18 protein-coding genes are annotated in these 18,909 nt (G+C 70.6%); 14 read left to right on the plus strand and 4 right to left on the minus strand.

Annotated features, from left to right (window positions below; genetic code table 11):
* The first annotated feature begins 30 nt into the window (after positions 1-30).
* The 12 genes from RS86_RS03645 to RS86_RS03700 all read left to right on the plus strand — a co-directional run bounded on the left by RS86_RS03645 (position 31) and on the right by RS86_RS03700 (position 11,405).
* A complete protein-coding gene (locus tag RS86_RS03645) occupies positions 31-906 on the plus strand; it encodes an Fpg/Nei family DNA glycosylase (RefSeq protein ID WP_045270863.1) in 876 nt (291 codons plus the stop codon).
* Between the two features lie 284 nt (positions 907-1,190).
* Positions 1,191-2,279 (plus strand): bifunctional diaminohydroxyphosphoribosylaminopyrimidine deaminase/5-amino-6-(5-phosphoribosylamino)uracil reductase RibD, encoded by a 1,089-nt coding sequence (gene ribD, locus RS86_RS03650; protein ID WP_045270864.1) that lies wholly within the window; start codon positions 1,191-1,193, stop codon positions 2,277-2,279.
* A complete protein-coding gene (locus RS86_RS03655; RefSeq protein WP_045270865.1) occupies positions 2,279-2,935 on the plus strand; it encodes a riboflavin synthase in 657 nt (218 codons plus the stop codon). The genes ribD and RS86_RS03655 overlap by 1 nt, the downstream gene beginning before the upstream one ends.
* Positions 2,932-4,221: a bifunctional 3,4-dihydroxy-2-butanone-4-phosphate synthase/GTP cyclohydrolase II gene (locus RS86_RS03660; protein WP_045270866.1), complete on the plus strand. Its 1,290-nt coding sequence runs from the start codon at positions 2,932-2,934 to the stop codon at positions 4,219-4,221. The genes RS86_RS03655 and RS86_RS03660 overlap by 4 nt, the downstream gene beginning before the upstream one ends.
* A complete protein-coding gene (gene ribH, locus RS86_RS03665) occupies positions 4,218-4,691 on the plus strand; it encodes a 6,7-dimethyl-8-ribityllumazine synthase (protein ID WP_045270867.1) in 474 nt (157 codons plus the stop codon). Before RS86_RS03660 ends, ribH begins: the two co-directional genes overlap by 4 nt.
* 190 nt (positions 4,692-4,881) lie before the next feature.
* Positions 4,882-6,291 (plus strand): HNH endonuclease signature motif containing protein, encoded by a 1,410-nt coding sequence (locus tag RS86_RS03670; RefSeq protein ID WP_052680048.1) that lies wholly within the window; start codon positions 4,882-4,884, stop codon positions 6,289-6,291.
* A gap of 66 nt (positions 6,292-6,357) precedes the next feature.
* The gene (locus RS86_RS03675; RefSeq protein WP_045270868.1) at positions 6,358-6,720 is read left to right on the plus strand and encodes a hypothetical protein; all 363 of its coding nucleotides are present in this window, start codon (positions 6,358-6,360) and stop codon (positions 6,718-6,720) included.
* 197 nt (positions 6,721-6,917) lie between these two features.
* Positions 6,918-7,913, plus strand: a complete 996-nt coding sequence (locus RS86_RS03680; protein ID WP_045270869.1) for a hypothetical protein — start codon at positions 6,918-6,920, stop codon at positions 7,911-7,913.
* Positions 7,914-7,925: 12 nt separating this feature from the next.
* Positions 7,926-8,492, plus strand: a complete 567-nt coding sequence (locus tag RS86_RS03685) for an RNA polymerase sigma factor (protein WP_052680049.1) — start codon at positions 7,926-7,928, stop codon at positions 8,490-8,492.
* A complete protein-coding gene (locus tag RS86_RS03690; protein ID WP_152642055.1) occupies positions 8,479-9,528 on the plus strand; it encodes a hypothetical protein in 1,050 nt (349 codons plus the stop codon). The genes RS86_RS03685 and RS86_RS03690 overlap by 14 nt, the downstream gene beginning before the upstream one ends.
* A gap of 145 nt (positions 9,529-9,673) precedes the next feature.
* Positions 9,674-11,134: an MFS transporter gene (locus tag RS86_RS03695; RefSeq protein WP_045270871.1), complete on the plus strand. Its 1,461-nt coding sequence runs from the start codon at positions 9,674-9,676 to the stop codon at positions 11,132-11,134.
* A 67-nt stretch (positions 11,135-11,201) separates the two neighbouring features.
* Entirely contained in the window at positions 11,202-11,405 is a 204-nt protein-coding gene (locus RS86_RS03700) for a hypothetical protein (RefSeq protein ID WP_045270872.1), read from the plus strand.
* A gap of 10 nt (positions 11,406-11,415) precedes the next feature.
* On the opposite strand, the gene RS86_RS03705 is transcribed toward RS86_RS03700, so the two are convergent.
* The 3 genes from RS86_RS03705 to RS86_RS03715 form a co-directional block, all read right to left on the minus strand.
* Positions 11,416-12,366, minus strand: coding sequence for a hypothetical protein (locus tag RS86_RS03705; protein ID WP_045270873.1), 951 nt, complete (start codon positions 12,364-12,366; stop codon positions 11,416-11,418).
* A 48-nt stretch (positions 12,367-12,414) separates the two neighbouring features.
* Positions 12,415-13,449, minus strand: coding sequence for a S66 family peptidase (locus RS86_RS03710; RefSeq protein WP_045270874.1), 1,035 nt, complete (start codon positions 13,447-13,449; stop codon positions 12,415-12,417).
* A 155-nt stretch (positions 13,450-13,604) separates the two neighbouring features.
* Positions 13,605-15,473, minus strand: a complete 1,869-nt coding sequence (locus RS86_RS03715; RefSeq protein WP_082076537.1) for a phosphoenolpyruvate carboxykinase (GTP) — start codon at positions 15,471-15,473, stop codon at positions 13,605-13,607.
* Positions 15,474-15,583: 110 nt separating this feature from the next.
* Between RS86_RS03715 and RS86_RS03720 the strand changes: the two genes are divergently transcribed.
* Together RS86_RS03720 and RS86_RS03725 are read left to right on the plus strand one after the other, a co-directional pair.
* A complete protein-coding gene (locus tag RS86_RS03720) occupies positions 15,584-17,023 on the plus strand; it encodes a helix-turn-helix domain-containing protein (RefSeq protein WP_045270875.1) in 1,440 nt (479 codons plus the stop codon).
* A 9-nt stretch (positions 17,024-17,032) separates the two neighbouring features.
* Entirely contained in the window at positions 17,033-17,698 is a 666-nt protein-coding gene (locus RS86_RS03725; protein WP_045270876.1) for an SDR family oxidoreductase, read from the plus strand.
* Between the two features lie 30 nt (positions 17,699-17,728).
* On the opposite strand, the gene RS86_RS03730 is transcribed toward RS86_RS03725, so the two are convergent.
* Complete coding sequence (locus RS86_RS03730) at positions 17,729-18,799, minus strand: winged helix DNA-binding domain-containing protein (protein ID WP_235281585.1); 1,071 nt, start codon at positions 18,797-18,799, stop codon at positions 17,729-17,731.
* Between the last annotated feature and the right edge of the window lie 110 nt (positions 18,800-18,909).

Raw genomic sequence — 18,909 nt, forward strand, 5'->3', positions numbered from 1 at the left:
GATATCGGACAGGGGTGGCAGGATGAACGCATGCCGGAGATGCCTGAGGTGCAGGGGCTGGTCGACTTCCTCGCGGAACGCGCGGTCGGGCTCACCATCACGCGTGCGTCCGTGTCGGCGATCGCCGCGCTCAAGACCTTCGATCCGCCCGTGACCGCGCTGGCGGGCTCGCGCATCCGGAGCGCGGAGCGGCACGGCAAGTTCCTGGATCTGACGCTCGAGAGCGACGCCGAGCCGCGCCTGCACCTCGTGTTCCACCTCGCCAAAGCCGGATGGCTGCGCTGGTACGACGCGCTGCCCACCACGCTGATCCGTCCGGGCAAGTCGCCGATCGCGCTGAGGATCGCCTTCGACGACGGGAGCGGCTTCGACCTCACGGAGGCCGGAACCAAGAAGTCCCTCGCGGCGTACGTCGTCCGGGATCCGGCCGACGTTCCGGGCATCGCACGGCTGGGTCCCGATCCCCTGGATCCGTCGTTCTCGCGCGACGTGTTCGCGGCGTTGCTCGACGGGCGGCGCACCCAGATCAAGGGCCTGCTGCGCGACCAGGCCGTGATCGGCGGCATCGGCAACGCCTACTCCGACGAGATCCTGCACGCCGCCCGGATGTCCCCCTACGCACCCGCCGGAGGCCTCGGCGATGCCGACGTCACCCGGCTCTACGACGCGATGCAGTCGACGCTGCGCGAAGCCGTGGCGGAGGCGAGCGGCAAGCCGCCGGCCGACCTCAAGGACGCGAAGCGGCGCGGCATGCAGGTGCACGCCCGCCGCGGCGAAGCATGCCCGGTCTGCGGCGACACGGTGCGCAGCGTGTTCTTCGCCGACCGGTCGCTGGAGTACTGTCCGACCTGCCAGACCGGCGGCAAGGTGCTCGCGGACCGTCGGCTGTCCCGGCTGCTGAAGTGACGCCGCGCGCGACACGGGCTGTCACAGAACCATCCACCGGAATGAAACCGGCACCGGCGCGTTGACTAAGCTGAGAGCAATACAACGTGCTCCGGGGTCGGTGAGAATCCGAACCGGCGGTGACAGTCCGCGAACCGAGAATCCGACAGGGATCCGAGGCCGATCCGGTGGAATTCCGGGACCGACGGTGATGCGAGCGAAGGCTTGCGAGTCCGGATGAGAGGAAGCACGCACGATCGACGTGCGCCTGACCCCGGTGACCTGACCTGGATGAGGAAGGCGACATGACGGCGACAGCGGTGGAGCGGGCGGCGATGACGCACGCGCTCGAGATCGCGCGCCGCGGCCCCCGCGGGCTCAACCCGCAGGTCGGCGCCGTGATCCTCTCCCCCTCGGGTGACCTGCTCGCCGAGGGCTGGCACCGCGGCGCGGGCACCTCGCATGCCGAGGTCGACGCGCTCTCGAAGCTGACCCCGGAGCAGCTTCGCGGCGCGACCGCGGTGGTGACGCTCGAGCCGTGCAACCACACCGGACGCACGGGCCCGTGCGCCCAGGCGCTCATCGACGCGGGCGTCCGCCGTGTGATCTACGCCCTGGACGATCCAGGAGCGGTCTCCGGCGGAGGGGCCGAGCGGATGCGCGCCGCGGGCGTCGACGTCGTCGCCGGTGAGCAGGCCGAGGCCGCGCGCGCCCTGATCGACGATTGGCTCACCGTGCAGCGGCTCGGCCGGCCGCACGTGACCGTGAAGTGGGCGCAGAGCCTGGACGGGCGCGCCGCCGCGGCGGACGGATCCAGTCAGTGGATCACCGGTCCCGCCGCCCGCGCAGATGTGCACCGTCGTCGTGCCGTGGCCGACGCGATCGTCGTCGGCACCGGAACCGTGCTGGCCGACGATCCCGCCCTCACCGCCCGGGACGGCCACGCGCTGCTCCCCCACCAGCCGGTCCCCGTGGTGATCGGCGTCAGGGAGACCCCCGCCGACGCCGCCGTGCGCCGTCACCCGCACGAGCCCCTGTTCTACGCCGAGCACGACCTCGCCGCCGTCCTCGCGGACCTCCGCGACCGCGGGATCCAGCGTGTGTTCGTCGAAGGCGGCCCGACCCTTGCCAGCGCGTTCCTCGCGGCGGGTCTCGCCGACGAGGTGCTCGCGTATCTGGCGCCCGTGCTGATCGGCGGACCCAAGCTCGCCCTCACCGACATCGGCGTGCCCTCGATCGGAGACGCACGGCGCCTCGTCGTGGACGAGTGGCTGCCGCTCGGCGCGGACCTGCTGGTGCTGGCCCACCCGGCGGACGCCGAAGGAACGACTTCGACCGGCGCCGCAGCGGCGCCTGCAGACCTGAACACCTCCCGGAACGAAGGAGCAGCCTGATGTTCACCGGAATCATCGAGGAGATCGGCGAGATCACCGCGATCGCGCCCGCCGGCGACGGCTGGCGCCTGACCGTGCGCGCCCCGAGGGCGGCGTCCGACGCCGTGCACGGCGAGTCCATCGCCGTGAGCGGCGTGTGCCTCACCGTGGTCGGGTCCACCTCGGACACCTTCGACACCGACGTCATGAAGCAGACGCTCGACGTGGCCGCGATCGGCGGCGCGACCGTCGGCACGCGGGTGAACATCGAGAAGGCGATGCCGGTCGGCGCGCGCCTCGGCGGCCACATCGTGCAGGGCCACGTCGACGGGGTCGGCGAGGTGCTCGAGGTGCGCCCCGGTGCGCAGTGGAGCGTGCTGCGCATCTCCCTGCCGCACGACCTCGCCCCGCTCGTCGTGGACAAGGGATCCATCTCCGTCGACGGCACGTCGCTCACGGTGAGCGCCGTCAGCGAGCCGTCCGCGCCGGCCGCCTGGTTCGAGGTGTCGCTGATCCCGGAGACCCTCTCGGCGACCACGCTCGGATCCCGGTCCGTCGGCGACCGCGTGAACCTCGAGACCGACATCCTCGCCCGGCACGTCGAGCGGCTGCTCGCGTTCCGTGCCGCAGACGCAGGCGCCGACAGCGCCGCCACACCGGAAGGAGGCTCGCGATGAGCCTTTCCACCATCGATGAGGCGCTGGAGTCGCTCCGCGCCGGCCGCCCGGTGCTCGTCGCCGACGATGAGAACCGCGAGAACGAGGGCGACGTCATCCTGTCGGCCGAGCTCGCGACGCCAGAGTGGATCGCGTGGACCGTGCGCTGGACCTCCGGGTACCTGTGCGCGCCCATGCCCGCCGACATCGCCGACGCGCTCAACCTGCCGCCGATGGTCGAGGCGAACGAGGACGCCCGCAGCACGGCGTACACGATCAGCGTCGACGCGGCCTCCGGGGTCACCACGGGCATCAGCGCGGCCGACCGCGCCCGCACGCTGAACGTGCTCGCGGACGCGGCATCCACCCCGACCGACCTGATCCGCCCTGGGCACGTGCTGCCGCTGCGCGCGGTCGACGGCGGCGTGCGTCAGCGCGGTGGTCACACCGAGGCCGCCGTCGAGCTCATGCGCCTGGCGGGTCTGCGCCCGGTGGGCGCGATCGCCGAGGTCGTCGCCGAGGACGGCAGCATGATGCGCCTGCCAGGCCTCATGGAGCTCGGCGAGCGCGACGGGATTCCCGTGATCACGATCGAGCAGCTCATCGCCCACCTCAACGAGACGGACCCGCGGGACGAGGCGGACTGCGTCGCGAACAACACCCGACGCCGCGTGAGCCTGCGCGCGGACGCCACGGTGCCGACCACGCACGGCGTGTTCCGGTTCCTCGCCTACAAGGACCGCATCACCGGGACCGACCACATCGCGGTCGTGTCCGGGGAGCCGACCGAGACCGCCCTGGTGCGGGTGCACTCCGAGTGCCTGACCGGCGAGGCGTTCGGATCCCTCAAGTGCGAGTGCGGTCCGCAGCTCGAGGCGGCGCTCGACGCGATCGAGCAGGACGGCGGCATCGTCATCTACATGCGCGGCCACGAGGGACGCGGCATCGGCCTCATCAACAAGCTGCGCGCCTACGCGCTGCAGGAGGAGGGACTCGACACCGTCGACGCCAACCTCGCCCTCGGCCTGCCCGCCGATGCCCGCGACTACGCGGCGGCCGCCGGGATCCTCACCGACCTCGGCGTGAAGCGGGTGCGCCTGCTCACGAACAACACCGACAAGGTGGCGCAGCTGCGCGACCTCGGCCTCGACGTGATCGAGCAGGTCCCGCTGATCGTGGGCGTCGGCCCCAACAACCACCAGTACCTCGAGACCAAGCGCGACCGCATGGGCCACATCATCGGCGAGTCCGAACTCGCCGCTGCCCTGGCGGCGAACGGCGCGGAGAACGGAAGAGACGACGCATGAGCGGCGCAGGAGCACCTACCACCGGCGGATTCGACGCGAGCGGCCTGAACGTCGTGATCGTCGCCGGCACCTGGCACGAGACGATCACGAACGGTCTCATCGCGGGCGCGCAGCGCGTGCTCGAGGCGACAGGCGCGAACCACCGCCTGGTACGGGTCCCCGGTTCGTTCGAGCTCGCCGTGGCCGCGCAGGCCGCCTTCGCCGGCGGTGCGGACGCGGTCGTCGCGCTCGGTGTGATCATCCGCGGCGGTACCCCGCACTTCGAGTACGTCTCGGCCGCCACCACGGACGGTCTCACCCGGGTCTCGCTCGATGCGGGCAAGCCCGTCGGCTTCGGCGTGCTGACGCTGGACGACGAGCAGCAGGGTCTCGACCGTGCGGGCCTTCCGGGCTCCAAGGAGGACAAGGGCGCCGAGGCAGCCGACGCCGCCTTGCGCACCGCACAGGTCATCCGCTCCCTGCGCGGCTGAGCCGCTTCCGCCGGGCTCACCGGGCTCACCAGGCTCACCGGGCTCATCGGAGCCCTCTCATCTCCGAGTCGTCCCTGTCAGCGCACGCTATGGCGTCCGCTGACAGGGACGACTCCGTTTGAGGGGGTTTATGGCGCTGATCTGGTGAATTCGGGGGCGGAATGTCGGTGGCCCGGAGTTTACTGGGGTCATGGCAAACGTGAGTGGCACGGTGCAGGATCCCGGGGCAGAACCCGCGGATCCGGCCGTCGTGCTGACCGCGCTCGTCACCGGGTTGGAGGCGACGGAAGCTGCGATCATCCGGCTGCACGCGTTGCGGGAGGCGCAGCTGGCTGTGGCGCAAGACGTCGCCGTGGCGATCGCGGCGTCCGAACGGTCCGGATCGACGCCGGGTGCGGCGGCTGAGCTCGCCGCGCGGTCGGTCGCGGCGGAGATCGCCGGCGTGCTGCGCATGTCGGACCGTGTGGTGCAGGGTCGGATGGCGCGGGCTGCAGACCTCATGGCCCGATTCCCCGCGACGATGCGGGCGTTCACAGATGCGCGGATCAATGCTGCGCATGTGCGGGTGATCCAGGATGCCGGCGCGCGGCTCGATGAGAGTGTGCGGGCCGAGTACGAGCAGATCGCGGTCGCCGCTTCGGAAGGCGAGACGCCGCATCGGGCGAAGCGGATCGTCGAGCGGGTCGCGGAGAGGCTCGCGCCGCGGAGCCTGACCGACCGGCACCGGGAGGTGCAGGAGCAGCGGCGGGTGTGGCGGGAAGACCTGGGCGACGGTCAGAAGGCTCTCGGGGTGATCCACGCCGCCGCCGTGATCGACGGGATCTACGACCGGCTCACCCAGCAGGCGCGGATGATCACGGTCGCGAATGCGCAGGCCGCGAAGGACGTTGCCTCTCTCGACTCGGAGGGCCTCGGCGATCCCCGCGACGCGCGGACGATGGACCAGCTGCGCGCCGACCTGTGCGCGGACACGCTGCTCACCGGGGCGGCGTCCGGACACGACACCGCCGCCGGGCTCCTGTCCGCCATTCAGGCGCGGGTCGAAGTCACCGTGCCCGTGCTCACCCTCGTCACAGCCGACACGGGTGACGGGACAGGGGCCGGCATTGTGTTCGGTGTCCGCAGCGAACAGCCAGCCGAGCTCGCCGGCGGGCAGCCCATCGACACCAACACCGCCCGCACCCTCGCCGGCGGGGCCACCGCGTGGGAACGGGTCCTCACTCACCCGGTGACCGGGGCGATCCTCGCGGTCGACCACTACCGGCCCAATGCCGATCTGCGGCGTCTCTTGCACGCCCGGGATTCCCGGTGCCGGTTCCCGACCTGCGGGCTCCCACCCCACACCCAGGACCTCGACCACACCATCGACGCCGCCCACGGCGGGCCCACCGAAGAAGGCAACCTCGGCGGACTCTGCCGCAGGCACCACGTCCTCAAACACCAGACCGCCTGGACAGTGAAGCAACGCGGCGCCGGGGTCCTGGAATGGACCAGTCCTGTCGGGCGCACCTACATCGACCGGCCACCCCCGCCCGTGACCTTCACGGTCGAGGACCCGGACCCGCCATCCGGATCCGGCATCGCCCCGGCGCCGTTCTGACGGAGCGCCCGGCAGCTGAGGCGCGCCTACCTGGCGCGGCCACCGGTGCGGGCATAGCCTGAGGCCATGGAGACCCTCCGCGCCATCGTCGTGTTCATCCACCTGCTCGGCTTCGCCACGCTCTTCGGCGCCTGGCTCGCTCAGGCCGTCGGCGGCAAGCGCGAGTTCACGCAGCTGATGAACATCGGTCTCGCGATCGCCGGCCTCGCGGGCCTCGCCCTCGCCGCACCGTGGGGCATCACCTGGACGCCCGGCATGAGCTTCTACATCAAGATCACCGTGAAGCTCGTGGTGCTTGTCATCATCGGCGCGATGATCGGAATGGGCATGGCCCGCCAGAAGCGCGGCGAGAAGGTGCCCGCCGGCATGTTCTGGAGCGTCGGCGCCCTCACCCTGCTGAACGCGGGCCTCGGCTACTTCTGGCACTGAGCGCACGCCGCTCGACGAAGTCTCATGGGACGCGGGATCCGATCATTCGGGTCCCGCGTCTTCGTGTCCGAGGCGTCATCCCGGAACCCCGATGTCAGGATTCCGCGCGGCGCGCAACCTTTGAGGGTGAGAGCTGCGAAAGGCTCCGGAAGAGAGGTCACCGCATGAAGCGCACCCCGACGAAGCACTGTCGCCGAATGATCACCGCCCTCGCCCTGGCCGCCCTGGTCGCCCCTATCGCGGGATGCGCCACGCCGCCGGCGAACGCGACGAACTCTGCTCACGCGACGGGCGTCATGCCCGATCTGCCGGAGAAGGACATCGCGCACTGGGTGATGCCGATGGATCCGTTCTCGCCCGCAGTGTTGGCGCACCTTTCGACCTATGCGGAGAACCGCCGCATGGAGACGTGCCTCAGCAAGGAGGGTTTCTCCTGGCCGATCCCGATCGAGCCCACGGATGATGCGAGCTATCTCGCCTTCCCGAGGAACTTGTCGGCGTTCCCCGCGTTGACCGTCGAGATCGCGAAACAGTACGGCTACACCGCGATGTATATGGCGGGCCCCATGCCCGATCCACAGACATCTGTGAAGCTGAACCGGATCGGGATGTCGACGCCCGGGCTCGACACAACGCTGATCGCCTGCAGGGAAGAGAGCCGCAAGACCTTCGATGTGATCAAGGCCGTCGACATCTACAACCTCATTGCCGGCTGGTCTTCCGAGGGGGCGGAGAAGATCCCGCAGCAACCGGCTGTGAAGGAGGCCTCCACGGCGTGGAAGAAGTGCATCGTCGCGGCCGGCTATGACGTCTCGATCTCCGCACCTGCTGGCGACGAAGCAGAATGGATGCCCACCGAGAAACTCGGCGTAGAGCTGGGTTTCTTTGCGCCCCCGCCCTCGATGCGGCCGCAGCCGACGGAAGGACCGATCCGCACCTACGGGGACACAGAGGTCGACCCCGACACGATCGGGCCGCGGAAGCCGACGCCGGCGGAGATCGAGCTCGCCGTCGCCGACGCTACCTGCCGCGACTCCAGCGGGTGGACGAAGGCGTACTACGACGCGCAATGGGACGCCGAGGTCAGGGTGGTGCAGAACCACGCGGACCAGCTCAAGACCATGAAGGCCGACATCGACGCGCTCACCGCTCAGGCGCGGCAGATCATCGCCGAGAACCCGCCGCTGCAATGACGGGAATCCACGATGGATGAACGCCGTGTCGCCTTCGAGGCGCTCTTCGCCGAACACCACACCGCCGTGCTGCGGTACATCGAGCGCCGCGTCGATGACCGCGAGCACGCGAGGGAGCTCACCATGGACTGCTTCGAGATCGCCTGGCGGAGATTCGACACCGCGCAACCGTACCGCCGCCCCTGGCTGCTGCAGACCGCCCGCAACCTCGTCGGGGACGCATATCGCAAGCGCGATCGCGAGCGGGAAGGCCTGCGGGACCTCGCGTCGGCGGCCCGGCCCGGCGACGACCTCGCGCACGTCGAGCTGCGCCACGCGCTCTCGCTGCTCCGCCCTGCCGACCGCGAGGTGCTCGAACTGCACTACTGGGACGGTCTGACCGCCGAGGAGATCGCCGAAGTCGTGGGCTGCCGCACCGCGGCGGCCTGGAAGCGGCTGAGCCGCGCACGGGCAGAGCTGCGGTCCATGCTGCAGGAGCCCGCCGGCTCACCGACCGACGGCGATGACGCGCCGGACGGCACCAGGAGACCATCCGCATCGACACCCGGGAAAGGGGTGATGACGTATGCCATTGACTGATGAGCTGTTCGGAACGCTGATCCGCGAGGCGGATCCGGCCTCCACTCCGCTCGACTCCGCTCCGAGCGCGGAGGACTGGGCCCTCCTGCGTCGCATGATGGACGCACCTTCCACCGCTTCGCCGGTGCGATCGTCCCCGGAACGACCGGTTCTCGACCGGATCGCCGCGATCCGCCGTACGGCCAGAACCTCGCGCCCGCTCCGGATCGCTCTGCGCACGGCGTGGATCGCACCGGCACTGGCCGCGATCATCGCCGTCGGTCTGGCGATCGGCCCGATGACCGCCGCTCCGGCCTACGCCGTGACCCCTCCCGTCCTCGTCGCGCAACCGATCCCGCAGACAGCGGACGAGGTGCTGAACGCATCGATCGCGACCTTGCAGGGCGCACAGCCGCGCACGCCGACGCGCGACGCGCAGGTGGTGGGCTGGGCGCTCCGCGACGACGGGAACCCGGATCCGGTCATCACCCCTGTCTGGCAGAAGTGGGTCTGGGACGCCGACGGCACCGGGCATCTCGAATCCCAGGCGGGCGCTCCCTACTCGGTCACGGCCGACGGGAAGATCGTCGCACCGGCGACCGAAGCACCGAAGGAAGGCTCGCCCACCGAGCTGCCTCGGCAGAGCTCGGCCCAGTACTTCGCCGAGCCGCCCGCCGAGCCCACCGCGCTCCGCGCGTACATCGCCCACCGCATCGATCTGCCGACCGACGCCGACCCGATGACCGTGTGGGGCGCGATCAGCGCGATCCGCGACGAATGGGCACTCAGCCCCGCGCAGCAGGCCGCGGCGCTGCAGCTGCTCCGCGACGCGGGCGGTGTGAGCGTGCTCGGCACCGTCACCGATCGCCTCGGCCGTTCCGGGATCGCCCTGAAGATCGCCTCCACGAAGCGACCGCAGTTCACAGCGACTGTGGTGCTCGATGCAGGAACCCGCGAGATCATCGCCGCCGACACGATCTACCAGGGCGGATCCACGATGAAGCTGAAGATCGCGCCCGGTTCGGTGATCGAGTACAAGGCCTGGCTGTCGCGCTGAAGGACGCGCGGCCGCCGCGTCACACTCCGCCGCGGCCGCGTGTCCACCTGTGGATCGGCTGAACGTCAGGCGTAGACTCCCCCGGTGCCCGTCGCACGGCTGGGGACCCGGCGAGCGCAGAACGACGCACCGACCGGAGGACCGCATGAGCACCGACACCGTGACCGCACCCGCCAACCCCAGATCCCGGGTGATCCTCGCCAGCCTCATCGGCACGACGATCGAGTTCTACGACTTCTACGTCTACGCGACCGCCGCGGTCCTCGTCTTCCCGATCCTGTTCTTCCCCACCGGCAACGACACGACCGCGCTGCTCGCCTCGTTCGGCGTCTTCGGCGCCGCGATGATCGCGCGCCCGATCGGCGCCATGGTCTTCGGTCACTTCGGCGACCGTTACGGACGCAAGGCCACACTCGTCGCCTCCCTGCTCACGATGGGCATCGCCACCTTCCTGATCGGCCTGCTGCCCACGTTCCAGCAGATCAACTGGTGGGCGGCGCTTCTGCTGCTGATCCTCCGACTCGCCCAGGGCTTCGCCCTCGGCGGCGAGTGGTCGGGCGCCGCGCTCGTCGCCACCGAGAATGCGCCGGAGGGCAAGCGCGCCTGGTACGGATCCTTCCCGCAGCTGGGCGCCCCGCTCGGCTTCATCATCGCCAACGGCCTGTTCCTCACCATCAACGCCCTGCTGCCGCACGCGTCCGACCCGACGCTGAAGTCGGAGGCGTTCCTCAGCTGGGGCTGGCGCGTGCCGTTCCTGTTCTCCGCCGTCATGGTGATCATCGGTCTCTGGGTGCGCCTCAAGCTCGTCGAGTCGGAGACCTTCAAGCGCGCAGAGGACAAGGGCACGATCCGCAAGCTGCCGCTCGCGACCGTGTTCCGCCACCACGGGAAGCACCTGATCCTCGGCACCTTCGTGATGCTCGCGACCTACGTGCTGTTCTACCTGATGACCAACTTCACGCTCTCGTTCGGCACGAAGCCGTCGTCCGTCGAGGTCGCGTCCGCCGCCGCGCAGAAGGCCGCCGAGGTCAAGGGCGTCGCCTTCGATCCGGCCGCGTTCGCCGCGCAGTTCTACCCCGGCCAGGGCTTCGGCTACACCGACTTCGTGGTCATGCAGATCATCGGCGTGGTCTTCTTCGGCATCTTCACGCTCGTCTCAGGGCCGTGGGCGGATCGGATCGGGCGCCGCAAGCTCCTCATCTGGACCACGATCGCCATCATCCTGTTCGGCTTCACGTTCCCGCTGTTCCTCGGACAGCACGCCGGTGAGCCCTTCGCGGTGGTGCTGACCCAGTCGTTCCTGATCCTCGGCTTCCTGCTCATGGGCATCACCTTCGGCCCGATGGGCGCGTTGCTGCCCGAGCTGTTCCCGACCAACGTCCGCTACACGGGATCCGCGGTCGCGTACAACGTGTCGTCGATCCTCGGCGCCGCGGTGGCTCCGCTCATCGCGGTGTGGCTGTGGCAGTCGGCGGGCGGATCCTCCTGGCTCGTGGGTGTGTACCTGTCGGCGATGGCCGTGCTCACCCTCATCGCGCTGATCCTCATCCCCGAGACCAAGGACCACGCCTACGAGGACGATCTCGGGGTGTCCGCCGGGAGCTGAATCAGATCCGTCAACATCGATTGACAAGCCTCCTCGTGTCAACAAGCATTGACACGAGGAGGCTTTCATGATGAAGACGGCACAGGCGACGGACCCCCACGGCGAGCCCTTGGCGGAGCTGCACCGGCTGGTCGCAGCGCGCCGGGACATCGCCCGCGCCGAGGAAGTGCAGGTGCGCCGAGCCCGCGCGAACGGCTACTCCTGGCAGGCGATCGCGAGCGCCCTCGGCACCACGCGCCAGGCCGCGCATCGGCGGTTCGGGCGACACTGAACGCAGCGGCTCAGCCGCGGGTCGCGTCCGCCCAGCGCAGCACCCTCAGGGCGCGCAGCGTGACCCAGCGACTGGGGAAGCCTTCCTGCTCGCCGTCCATCTCGAACGGCGTCGGCCCCTCGTGCGTGTTCTCCAGGCGCCACGCCCCGTCCGGCCCCTGCTTCGCGCGCAGCAGCTCGATCGCCTCGGCGCAGCGCGGATCACCCGCGGGCCTGGCTCGTCGCAGATAGTCCAGTCCGCGCAGGACGTCGTAGAACCAGCGCACCGGATAGGACGTCATCGTGAACCGCGGGTCGATGACCTCCCCCGTGTTGCGGCGCCGGAACAGACGGCGATCGAGCAGGTACTCCTCCGCGGCGATCCGCACCGCCCGCGCCTCCTCCGTGCCGCCGGTCGCCTGCTCCCAGTCGAGCAGCCCCTCCAGCACGCAGATCGTGGAGTGCAGAGACGACGTCGTGGCGCCGTACTCGGCCCAGCAGTTCCACCCGCCATCGTCGAGCCGGCTGTCGAGCAGGGTCTTGACGACTGCGTCTCCCGACTCGCCGACATGCGCGGCGATCGTCAGCACGACGCCGTTGACGCAGGGCTCCGTCTCGCCGTCGAAGTAGGGCGGGGATCCCGGCTGATCCCACCGCACACCGTCGCGCACGCGCGCGACCGCGCGCCGCATACGCTCGTCCGCGGGGTCGACCCCGAAGTCGACGAGCTGCTGCAGGCTGAAGTGCGTGGCCGTCCAGGCGTCGTACATCGGGCGGCTCTCGTCGACCCAGCCCGGCCGGTACACCCCGCCGTCCCACATCCCGTCCTCCGCCTGCAGCGCGAGCAGCCGGGCGCCCCAGCCCTCGGCGGCCACGCGGGCGCGCTCGGCGGCGACCTCCTCGGGAGCGGCGTCCGTCAGATCCCGCAGGACCTGCCAGCGGATCGCGGGATCCCCGTCCATCAGGTAGTCGATGACGTCCATGCCCGCGACGCTACCCCTCGCCCCCGACACGCGCACGGGGCGCGCCCGCTAGGAGAAGTCCGCGAGAACGCGGCGGGCGGCGCCATCGAGCGTCAGCGTTCCGCCATAGGGCAGGATCCACTGCGGTCTCGTATGACCGAACGGCACCCCGACGCAGACCACCGCGTCGGGGTTGTACCGCGCGAAGGCCGCGAGCACGGCGTCCCGCTGCGCGGCCCGCGCCGCTGCGCGCTCCGGTGCGGCGGGCACGAACTCGCGCGTGCTGACCGGAGGTCGGGCGACGACTGCCCCTGCCACCCGTGCGAGCAGTCCCCGCTCCCCGTAGGCGCGCAGCTGCTCGGCGACGGCCTCGGCGGGAGTCAGCCGCTCACTGGTCTCCAGCAGCAGGATCGTGCCGTCGAGCTGCTCCGGACGCGGGAAGCGATCGGCGAGCGCGAGCTGGGCGAGCACCTCCACGCACCCGCCCCAGGTCGGCGCCGAGACCGTCTCCGCGGGCCCGGCCCAGGTCCACGGCTCGGCGGGCTCGCGGTCGCCGTACACGTGAAGCGCGGCCGGATGCTCCCACGGCCGCCCGAAGTCCTCGGACTCCCCCGGTTCGGTGACGTCGAGGGCGCCGCCGTCGAGAAGCGCCGCCCTGAGCGATCGCGCATGGACATCATCGACGGCCGGCCCCGCGCCGAGATGCACCTGCGTGGATCCGCCGTGGAAGCCCGCGATGCCGTGCCGCCACAGCCAGTTCAGGATGTTCGTGTTGTCGCTGTAGCCGAGGAACGGCTTCGGATCCGCCTGCGCGAGCTCCGCATCGAGATGCGGGGTGACCAGGATCTGGTCGTCGCCGCCGATGGTCGCGAGGATCGCCCGGATCGACGGGTCGGCGAAGGCCTCGTTCATGTCGGCGGCGCGCGCTTCGGGACTCGCGCCGAGCTGCCGCGTCGTCGGGTACTCGACCGGCACGAGTCCGGTGAGCGCGGCCAGCCGGCGCATCGCCTGCTCGTGGATCGCGGCCGAGACCGCGGGCGCCGCGAAGGCCGGCGAGAGCACCGCGACACGGTCGCCGGGACGGGCCTTGGGCGGATGCAGCATGCGTCCCACACTAGGTCGCCGAAGCAGGAGGTCGCCCGCACGGAAAGCCGCGGCGACAGGATGCCGGGGACCACTCAGCCTTTTCGCCCCTGACATCCCGCCGCCGCGGGTCCTGGTGGATCCGGGCTGCTCGCGCGAGCAGCCCGGATCACGTCTTATGCGCTCGCCAGGCGGTAGCGCAGCGAGGCGAGCTCGGTGGTGAGAGCCGCCGGGAGGCGGTCGCCGAACGTCGCGAAGAACTCCTCGGTCGAGTCGGCCTCGCGGGACCACGACGCGGCGTCGACGCGGAACAGCTCCGCGAGATCCTCATCGGTCACATCCGCGCCCTCGAGGTTGAGGTCCTCGATCTTCGGCAGACGCCCGATCGGGCTGTCCACCGCGCCGACCTCGCCCTCGATGCGACGGATGATCCAGTCGATCACGCGGGCGTTGTCGCCGAAGCCCGGCCACAGGAACCGGCCGTCGGAGCCGCGGCGGAACCAGTTCACCTGGAAGATGCGCGGCGCCTTGTCGAAGCGGACCGCGCGGCCCATCTTCAGCCAGTGCGCGAAGTAGTCGCCCATGTTGTAACCGCAGAACGGCAGCATCGCGAACGGGTCGCGGCGCAGCTCGCCGAGCGTGCCCTCGGCCGCGGCCGTGCGCTCGGACGAGATGGTCGCGCCGAGGAACACGCCGTGGCTCCAGTCCGTCGCCTCGACGACGAGCGGGACGTTGGTGGCGCGACGCCCGCCGAAGAGGATCACATCGAGAGGCACGCCCTCGGGGTCCTCCCAGTCCTCCGCGATCTGCGGGCACTGCGCCGCCGACACGGTGAAGCGCGAGTTCGGGTGCGCAGCAGGACTACCGGACTCCGGGGTCCACGCGTTGCCCTCCCAGTCGATGAGGTTCGCGGGCGCCTCGTCGGTCAGGCCCTCCCACCAGACGTCGCCGTCGGGGCGCAGCGCCACGTTCGTGAAGATCGTGTTGCCCCAGAGGGTCTCGACCGCGGTGACGTTGGTCGACTCCCCGGTACCCGGCGCGACGCCGAAGAATCCGGCCTCCGGATTGATCGCGCGCATGCGCCCGTCCGCCCCGGGGCGGATCCAGGTGATGTCGTCGCCGAGCGTCTCGACCTTCCAGCCGGGGATCGTCGGGCGGAGCATCGCGAGGTTGGTCTTGCCGCACGCCGACGGGAACGCGGCGGCCACGTGGTAGGCCTTGCCCTGGGGCGAGACGACACGGATGAGCAGCATGTGCTCGGCCATCCAGCCCTCGTCGCGGGCGAGGACCGACGCGATGCGCAGCGCGAAGCACTTCTTCGCGAGGATCGCGTTGCCGCCGTAGCCGGAGCCGAAGGAGTAGACCTCGAGCGTGTCGGGGAAGTGCACGATCCACTTCTCGTCGTTGCACGGCCAGGTGGTGTCCGCCTCACCGGCGGCGAGCGGAGCCCCGACGGAATGCACGGTGCGCACCCACTGGGCGCCCTTCGCGATCTCGCGGACGACGGCCGCGCCGACGCGGGTCATGATGCCGATCGAGGCGACGGCGTAGGCGCTGTCGGTGACCTGCACGCCGATCTGCGAGATCGGCCCGCCGACCGGGCCCATCGAGAACGGCACGACGTACATGGTGCGACCGCGCATCGAGCCCTCGAAGATCTCGTTCATCTTCGCGTGCATCTCGGCGGGATCCGCCCAGTTGTTCGTGGGGCCGGCGTCGATCTCCTTCTCGGAGGCGATGAAGGTGCGCCCCTCGGTGCGGGCGACGTCGCTCGGGTGCGAGCGGGCCAGGTAGGAACCGGGTCGCCACTCCGGGTTGAGCTTGATGAGCTTGCCCTCGTCGACGAGCTCGTGCAGCAGCGCGTCGTTCTCGGCAGCGGATCCGTCGATCCAGTGCACGCGGTCCGCCTGGGTCAGGGCGCGGATCTCGTCGACCCAGGCGCTGAGCGCGGCGAAGGCCGGCGTGTCGTACTCGGGAGCCGCACCGTACTCGCGCACGGGTGCGAGGTGGGTGGTCCGCGGGGTGGACGTCTCGGCGATAGCCATGGCCTGCTCCTTAAATCCTGGGGCGTTGTGACCATTCTGTGCGAGTAATCGGCACTCTTCGGGTCGATTCTGGCTTCAAGAACCTGAATTCTTTCGCTAGGATCAAAAGCATGGCTTCAGGACTCGAGCTCACCACTCTCGGACATCGCATCCGGCACCACCGCACGCGCAGCGGCATGACGCTGGACGAACTGGGCGCCGCCGTCGGCGTCGCCGGCTCCCAGCTCAGCCTCATCGAGAACGGCAAGCGCGAGCCGAAGCTCTCCCTGCTGCAGGCGATCGCGAACGCGACGGGCACCGAGGTGAGCGACCTCATCTCGGGCGAGCCGCCGAACCGGCGCGCGGCGCTGGAGATCGAACTCGACCGCGCGCAGTCCAGCTCGGTGTTCCGCCAGCTCGGCATCACCCCCGTGCGGGTGAACAAGGGCATGCCCGACGAGACGATCGAGTCGATCCTGGGGCTGCACCGGGAGCTGCACCGCCGCGAGCGCGAGGCGATCGCCACGCCGGAGGAGGCGCGACGCGCCAACACCGAGCTGCGCCTCAAGATGCGCGCCCTGGACAACCACCTGCCCGACATCGAAGCGCTCGCCGAGAAGCAGCTCAAGGCGGCGGGCCACTCCTCGGGGGCGCTCACCCACCGCACCGTGAGCATCATGGCCGAGCAGCTCGGCTTCGAGCTGCTCTACGTCGACGACCTGCCCCACTCCACACGGTCGGTCACCGATCTGGAACACGGCCGGATCTACCTGCCGCCCGCGTCGATCCCCGGCGGGCACGGCCTGCGCTCGATGGCGCTGCAGGCGATGGCGCACCGGATGCTCGGGCACACCCCTCCCACCGACTACGCCGACTTCCTGCAGCAGCGGCTCGAGATCAACTACTTCGCCGCGTGCTGCCTCGTGCCGGAGACGGCGGGCGTCGCCTTCCTGCAGCAGGCGAAGAAGGACCGCAACCTCGCGGTCGAGGACTTCCGCGACGCGTTCGGCGTGACCCACGAGGCCGCCGGCATGCGGATGACCAACCTCATGACGACGCACCTCGACATGCGGCTGCACTTCCTGCGCGTGGACGAGTCCGGCGCGCTCACCCGCGTGTACGAGAACGACGACCTGCCGCTGCCGACGGACGTCACGGGATCCGTCGAAGGCCTCACGGTCTGCCGCAAGTTCTCCGCGAGGGCCGCCTTCAGCCAGCGCAACCGCACCACCGAGCACTACCAGTACACGGACACCCCGTCCGGCACGTTCTGGTGCTCGACGCAGACCGGATCCACCGACGGCGGCGGCTTCTCGATCACAGTCGGCGTGCCGTTCGACGATGCCCGCTGGTGGCGCGGCAGGGAGACCACCGACCGCGCGCAGTCGACCTGCCCGGACGAGGCGTGCTGCCGCCGGCCCCCGGCCGGTATCGCGGAGCGCTGGAGCAGCAAGGCCTGGCCGAGCGCCCGGGTGCACACGCACATGTTCTCGCCGCTCCCCCGCGGCGCGTTCCCCGGCGTCGACGACAACGAGGTGTACTCGTTCCTGGACCGGCACGCGGCCCAGTAGCGTGGGAGCATGCCCCTCGCCCTCGTCACCGGCGCCGCGCGCGCCGACAGCATCGCGGCGGGGATCGTGCCGCGCCTTCGGAACAGCGGTTGGGCCGTCGTCACGAGCGATCTCGGTGACGCAGACCACCCGGCGGATCTGTCGACGACGGACGGCCCCGAGTCGCTGATCGACACGGTCGTGCGCGAGCACGGAACGATCACCGCGCTGGTGCTGAGCCATGCCTACGACGTCGAGTCGGGGATCCTGGACACGACCGCGGAGAGCTTCGATCGGCACGTCGCCGTCAACGCGCGCGCCACGCTGCTGCTGATCGCGGCGTTCGCGCGGCAGGCGGCCCCCGAGGGCGGGGCGATCGTCGCCCTCACGAGCGACCACGTGACCGGGAACCTGCCGTACGGGGCGTCCAAGGGGGCCCTCGACCGCATCGTGATCTCCGCGGCGCGGGAGCTCGGACCCCGAGGGATCTCCGCGAACGTGCTGAACCCCGGCCCGATCGACACCGGCTGGATGGACGAGGGGGTCCGCGAGCACCTCGCCGGGCTGACTCCGCAGGGGCGTCTCGGCCGCCCGGCCGATGTCGCGGCGCTGGTGGACTTCCTGGTCTCGCCCGAGGGCCGCTGGGTGTCCGGCCAGCTGCTCAAGTCCGACGGCGCCTTCTCCGCCGAGTTCTGAACCGAGCCTCCGCGCGGCGGTGAGCGACCGTCAGTGCGCCGAGACGAAGTCGGCGTAGCGGCGCAGGGCCGAGGCCACGGCAGTGGGATTCGGGGCCGGCTCCCCGCCGAAGAACTCGGGGATCGGCTCGTCGCGATGCCGTCCGACCGCCGCCGAGTGCGTCCAGGCGCCGGCGATCCGGCCCGCCGCGAGCAGGCTCGCGCGCACCATGCCGTTTTTGCCTGGCCCGATCAGCGCCATGCCCTCCGCCGTGGCCACCACCGAGCGGTCGGCATAGGAGATGTAGTACTCGTCGAACATGGGCAGCGCGAGCGTCGCGGCGTCGTCCGCCCCGGCGGCGCGGCGAGGGCGGACCGTGCCGATGAACACGCCCTCCGCCTTCTCCGTCACCCTCGCGCGCCCCCTCTCGACGGCCTCGCGCGCCACGGTGATCGGCAGGCCGGACCACCAGGCGAAGTCGTCGACCGTGACGGGCCCGTGCCCGTCGACGTAGCGGACGAACAGCTCGGCCAGCGGATCCGCAGGCGGCGCGGTCTCGGGAAGCCACTCCTCGCCGAGCATGAACAGCTGCTCGCGCGAGACCGCGTCGTCCCGGTGCACGACCGGGCCCTGCACCAGAATGCCGCGCACGTTGAGCGCGTAGATGAGGTGCACCCCGCGCTGGCCCGCCGGATCGATGCCGATCTCCGTGAGGTCGTCGAAGAGCTGCGCCCTCGTGCGCCCTCCGTCGGCGAGGCGCTCGCGGAACGCCGACTCGACGCGCGCGACGAGCGCGTCGTCGATGCCGAGCTGACGCTGGCGCGTCGCGTCCTGCCGGAGTTGCCGATCGCCCGTCACCGAGAGCACCCACCGCACATCTTCGGCGGGGATCACGTGCAGCGTGCCGCGCATCGTGTGCGTGCGCACGAGCTCGCCGCGATCGAACGCCGCATCGACGACGGCGAGCGTCGGAGCACCGGACGAGCGGATCCCGAGCGCCCAGCGTCCGGCGACGAACTCCTGGCCCTGCACGGCGAGCATGTGCCGGGCGGCGGCGACAGGGGTGCGAGCAGGGGCGGTGAGCCGGTGCGAGCGGAGCCGTTCGCTCAGGAGTGCCGTCATGGGGTCCATCATGCCGTGGGGTCGGGACATCGACGGAGCTTGAGGACGCGCGAGCGGGGCGGATCCGGTCGGATCCGATGAGTTCCCTATGACGATGCTCAAGACGCCCG

Source organism: Microbacterium azadirachtae, from assembly GCF_000956505.1.
GTDB classification, from domain to species: domain Bacteria; phylum Actinomycetota; class Actinomycetes; order Actinomycetales; family Microbacteriaceae; genus Microbacterium; species Microbacterium azadirachtae_A.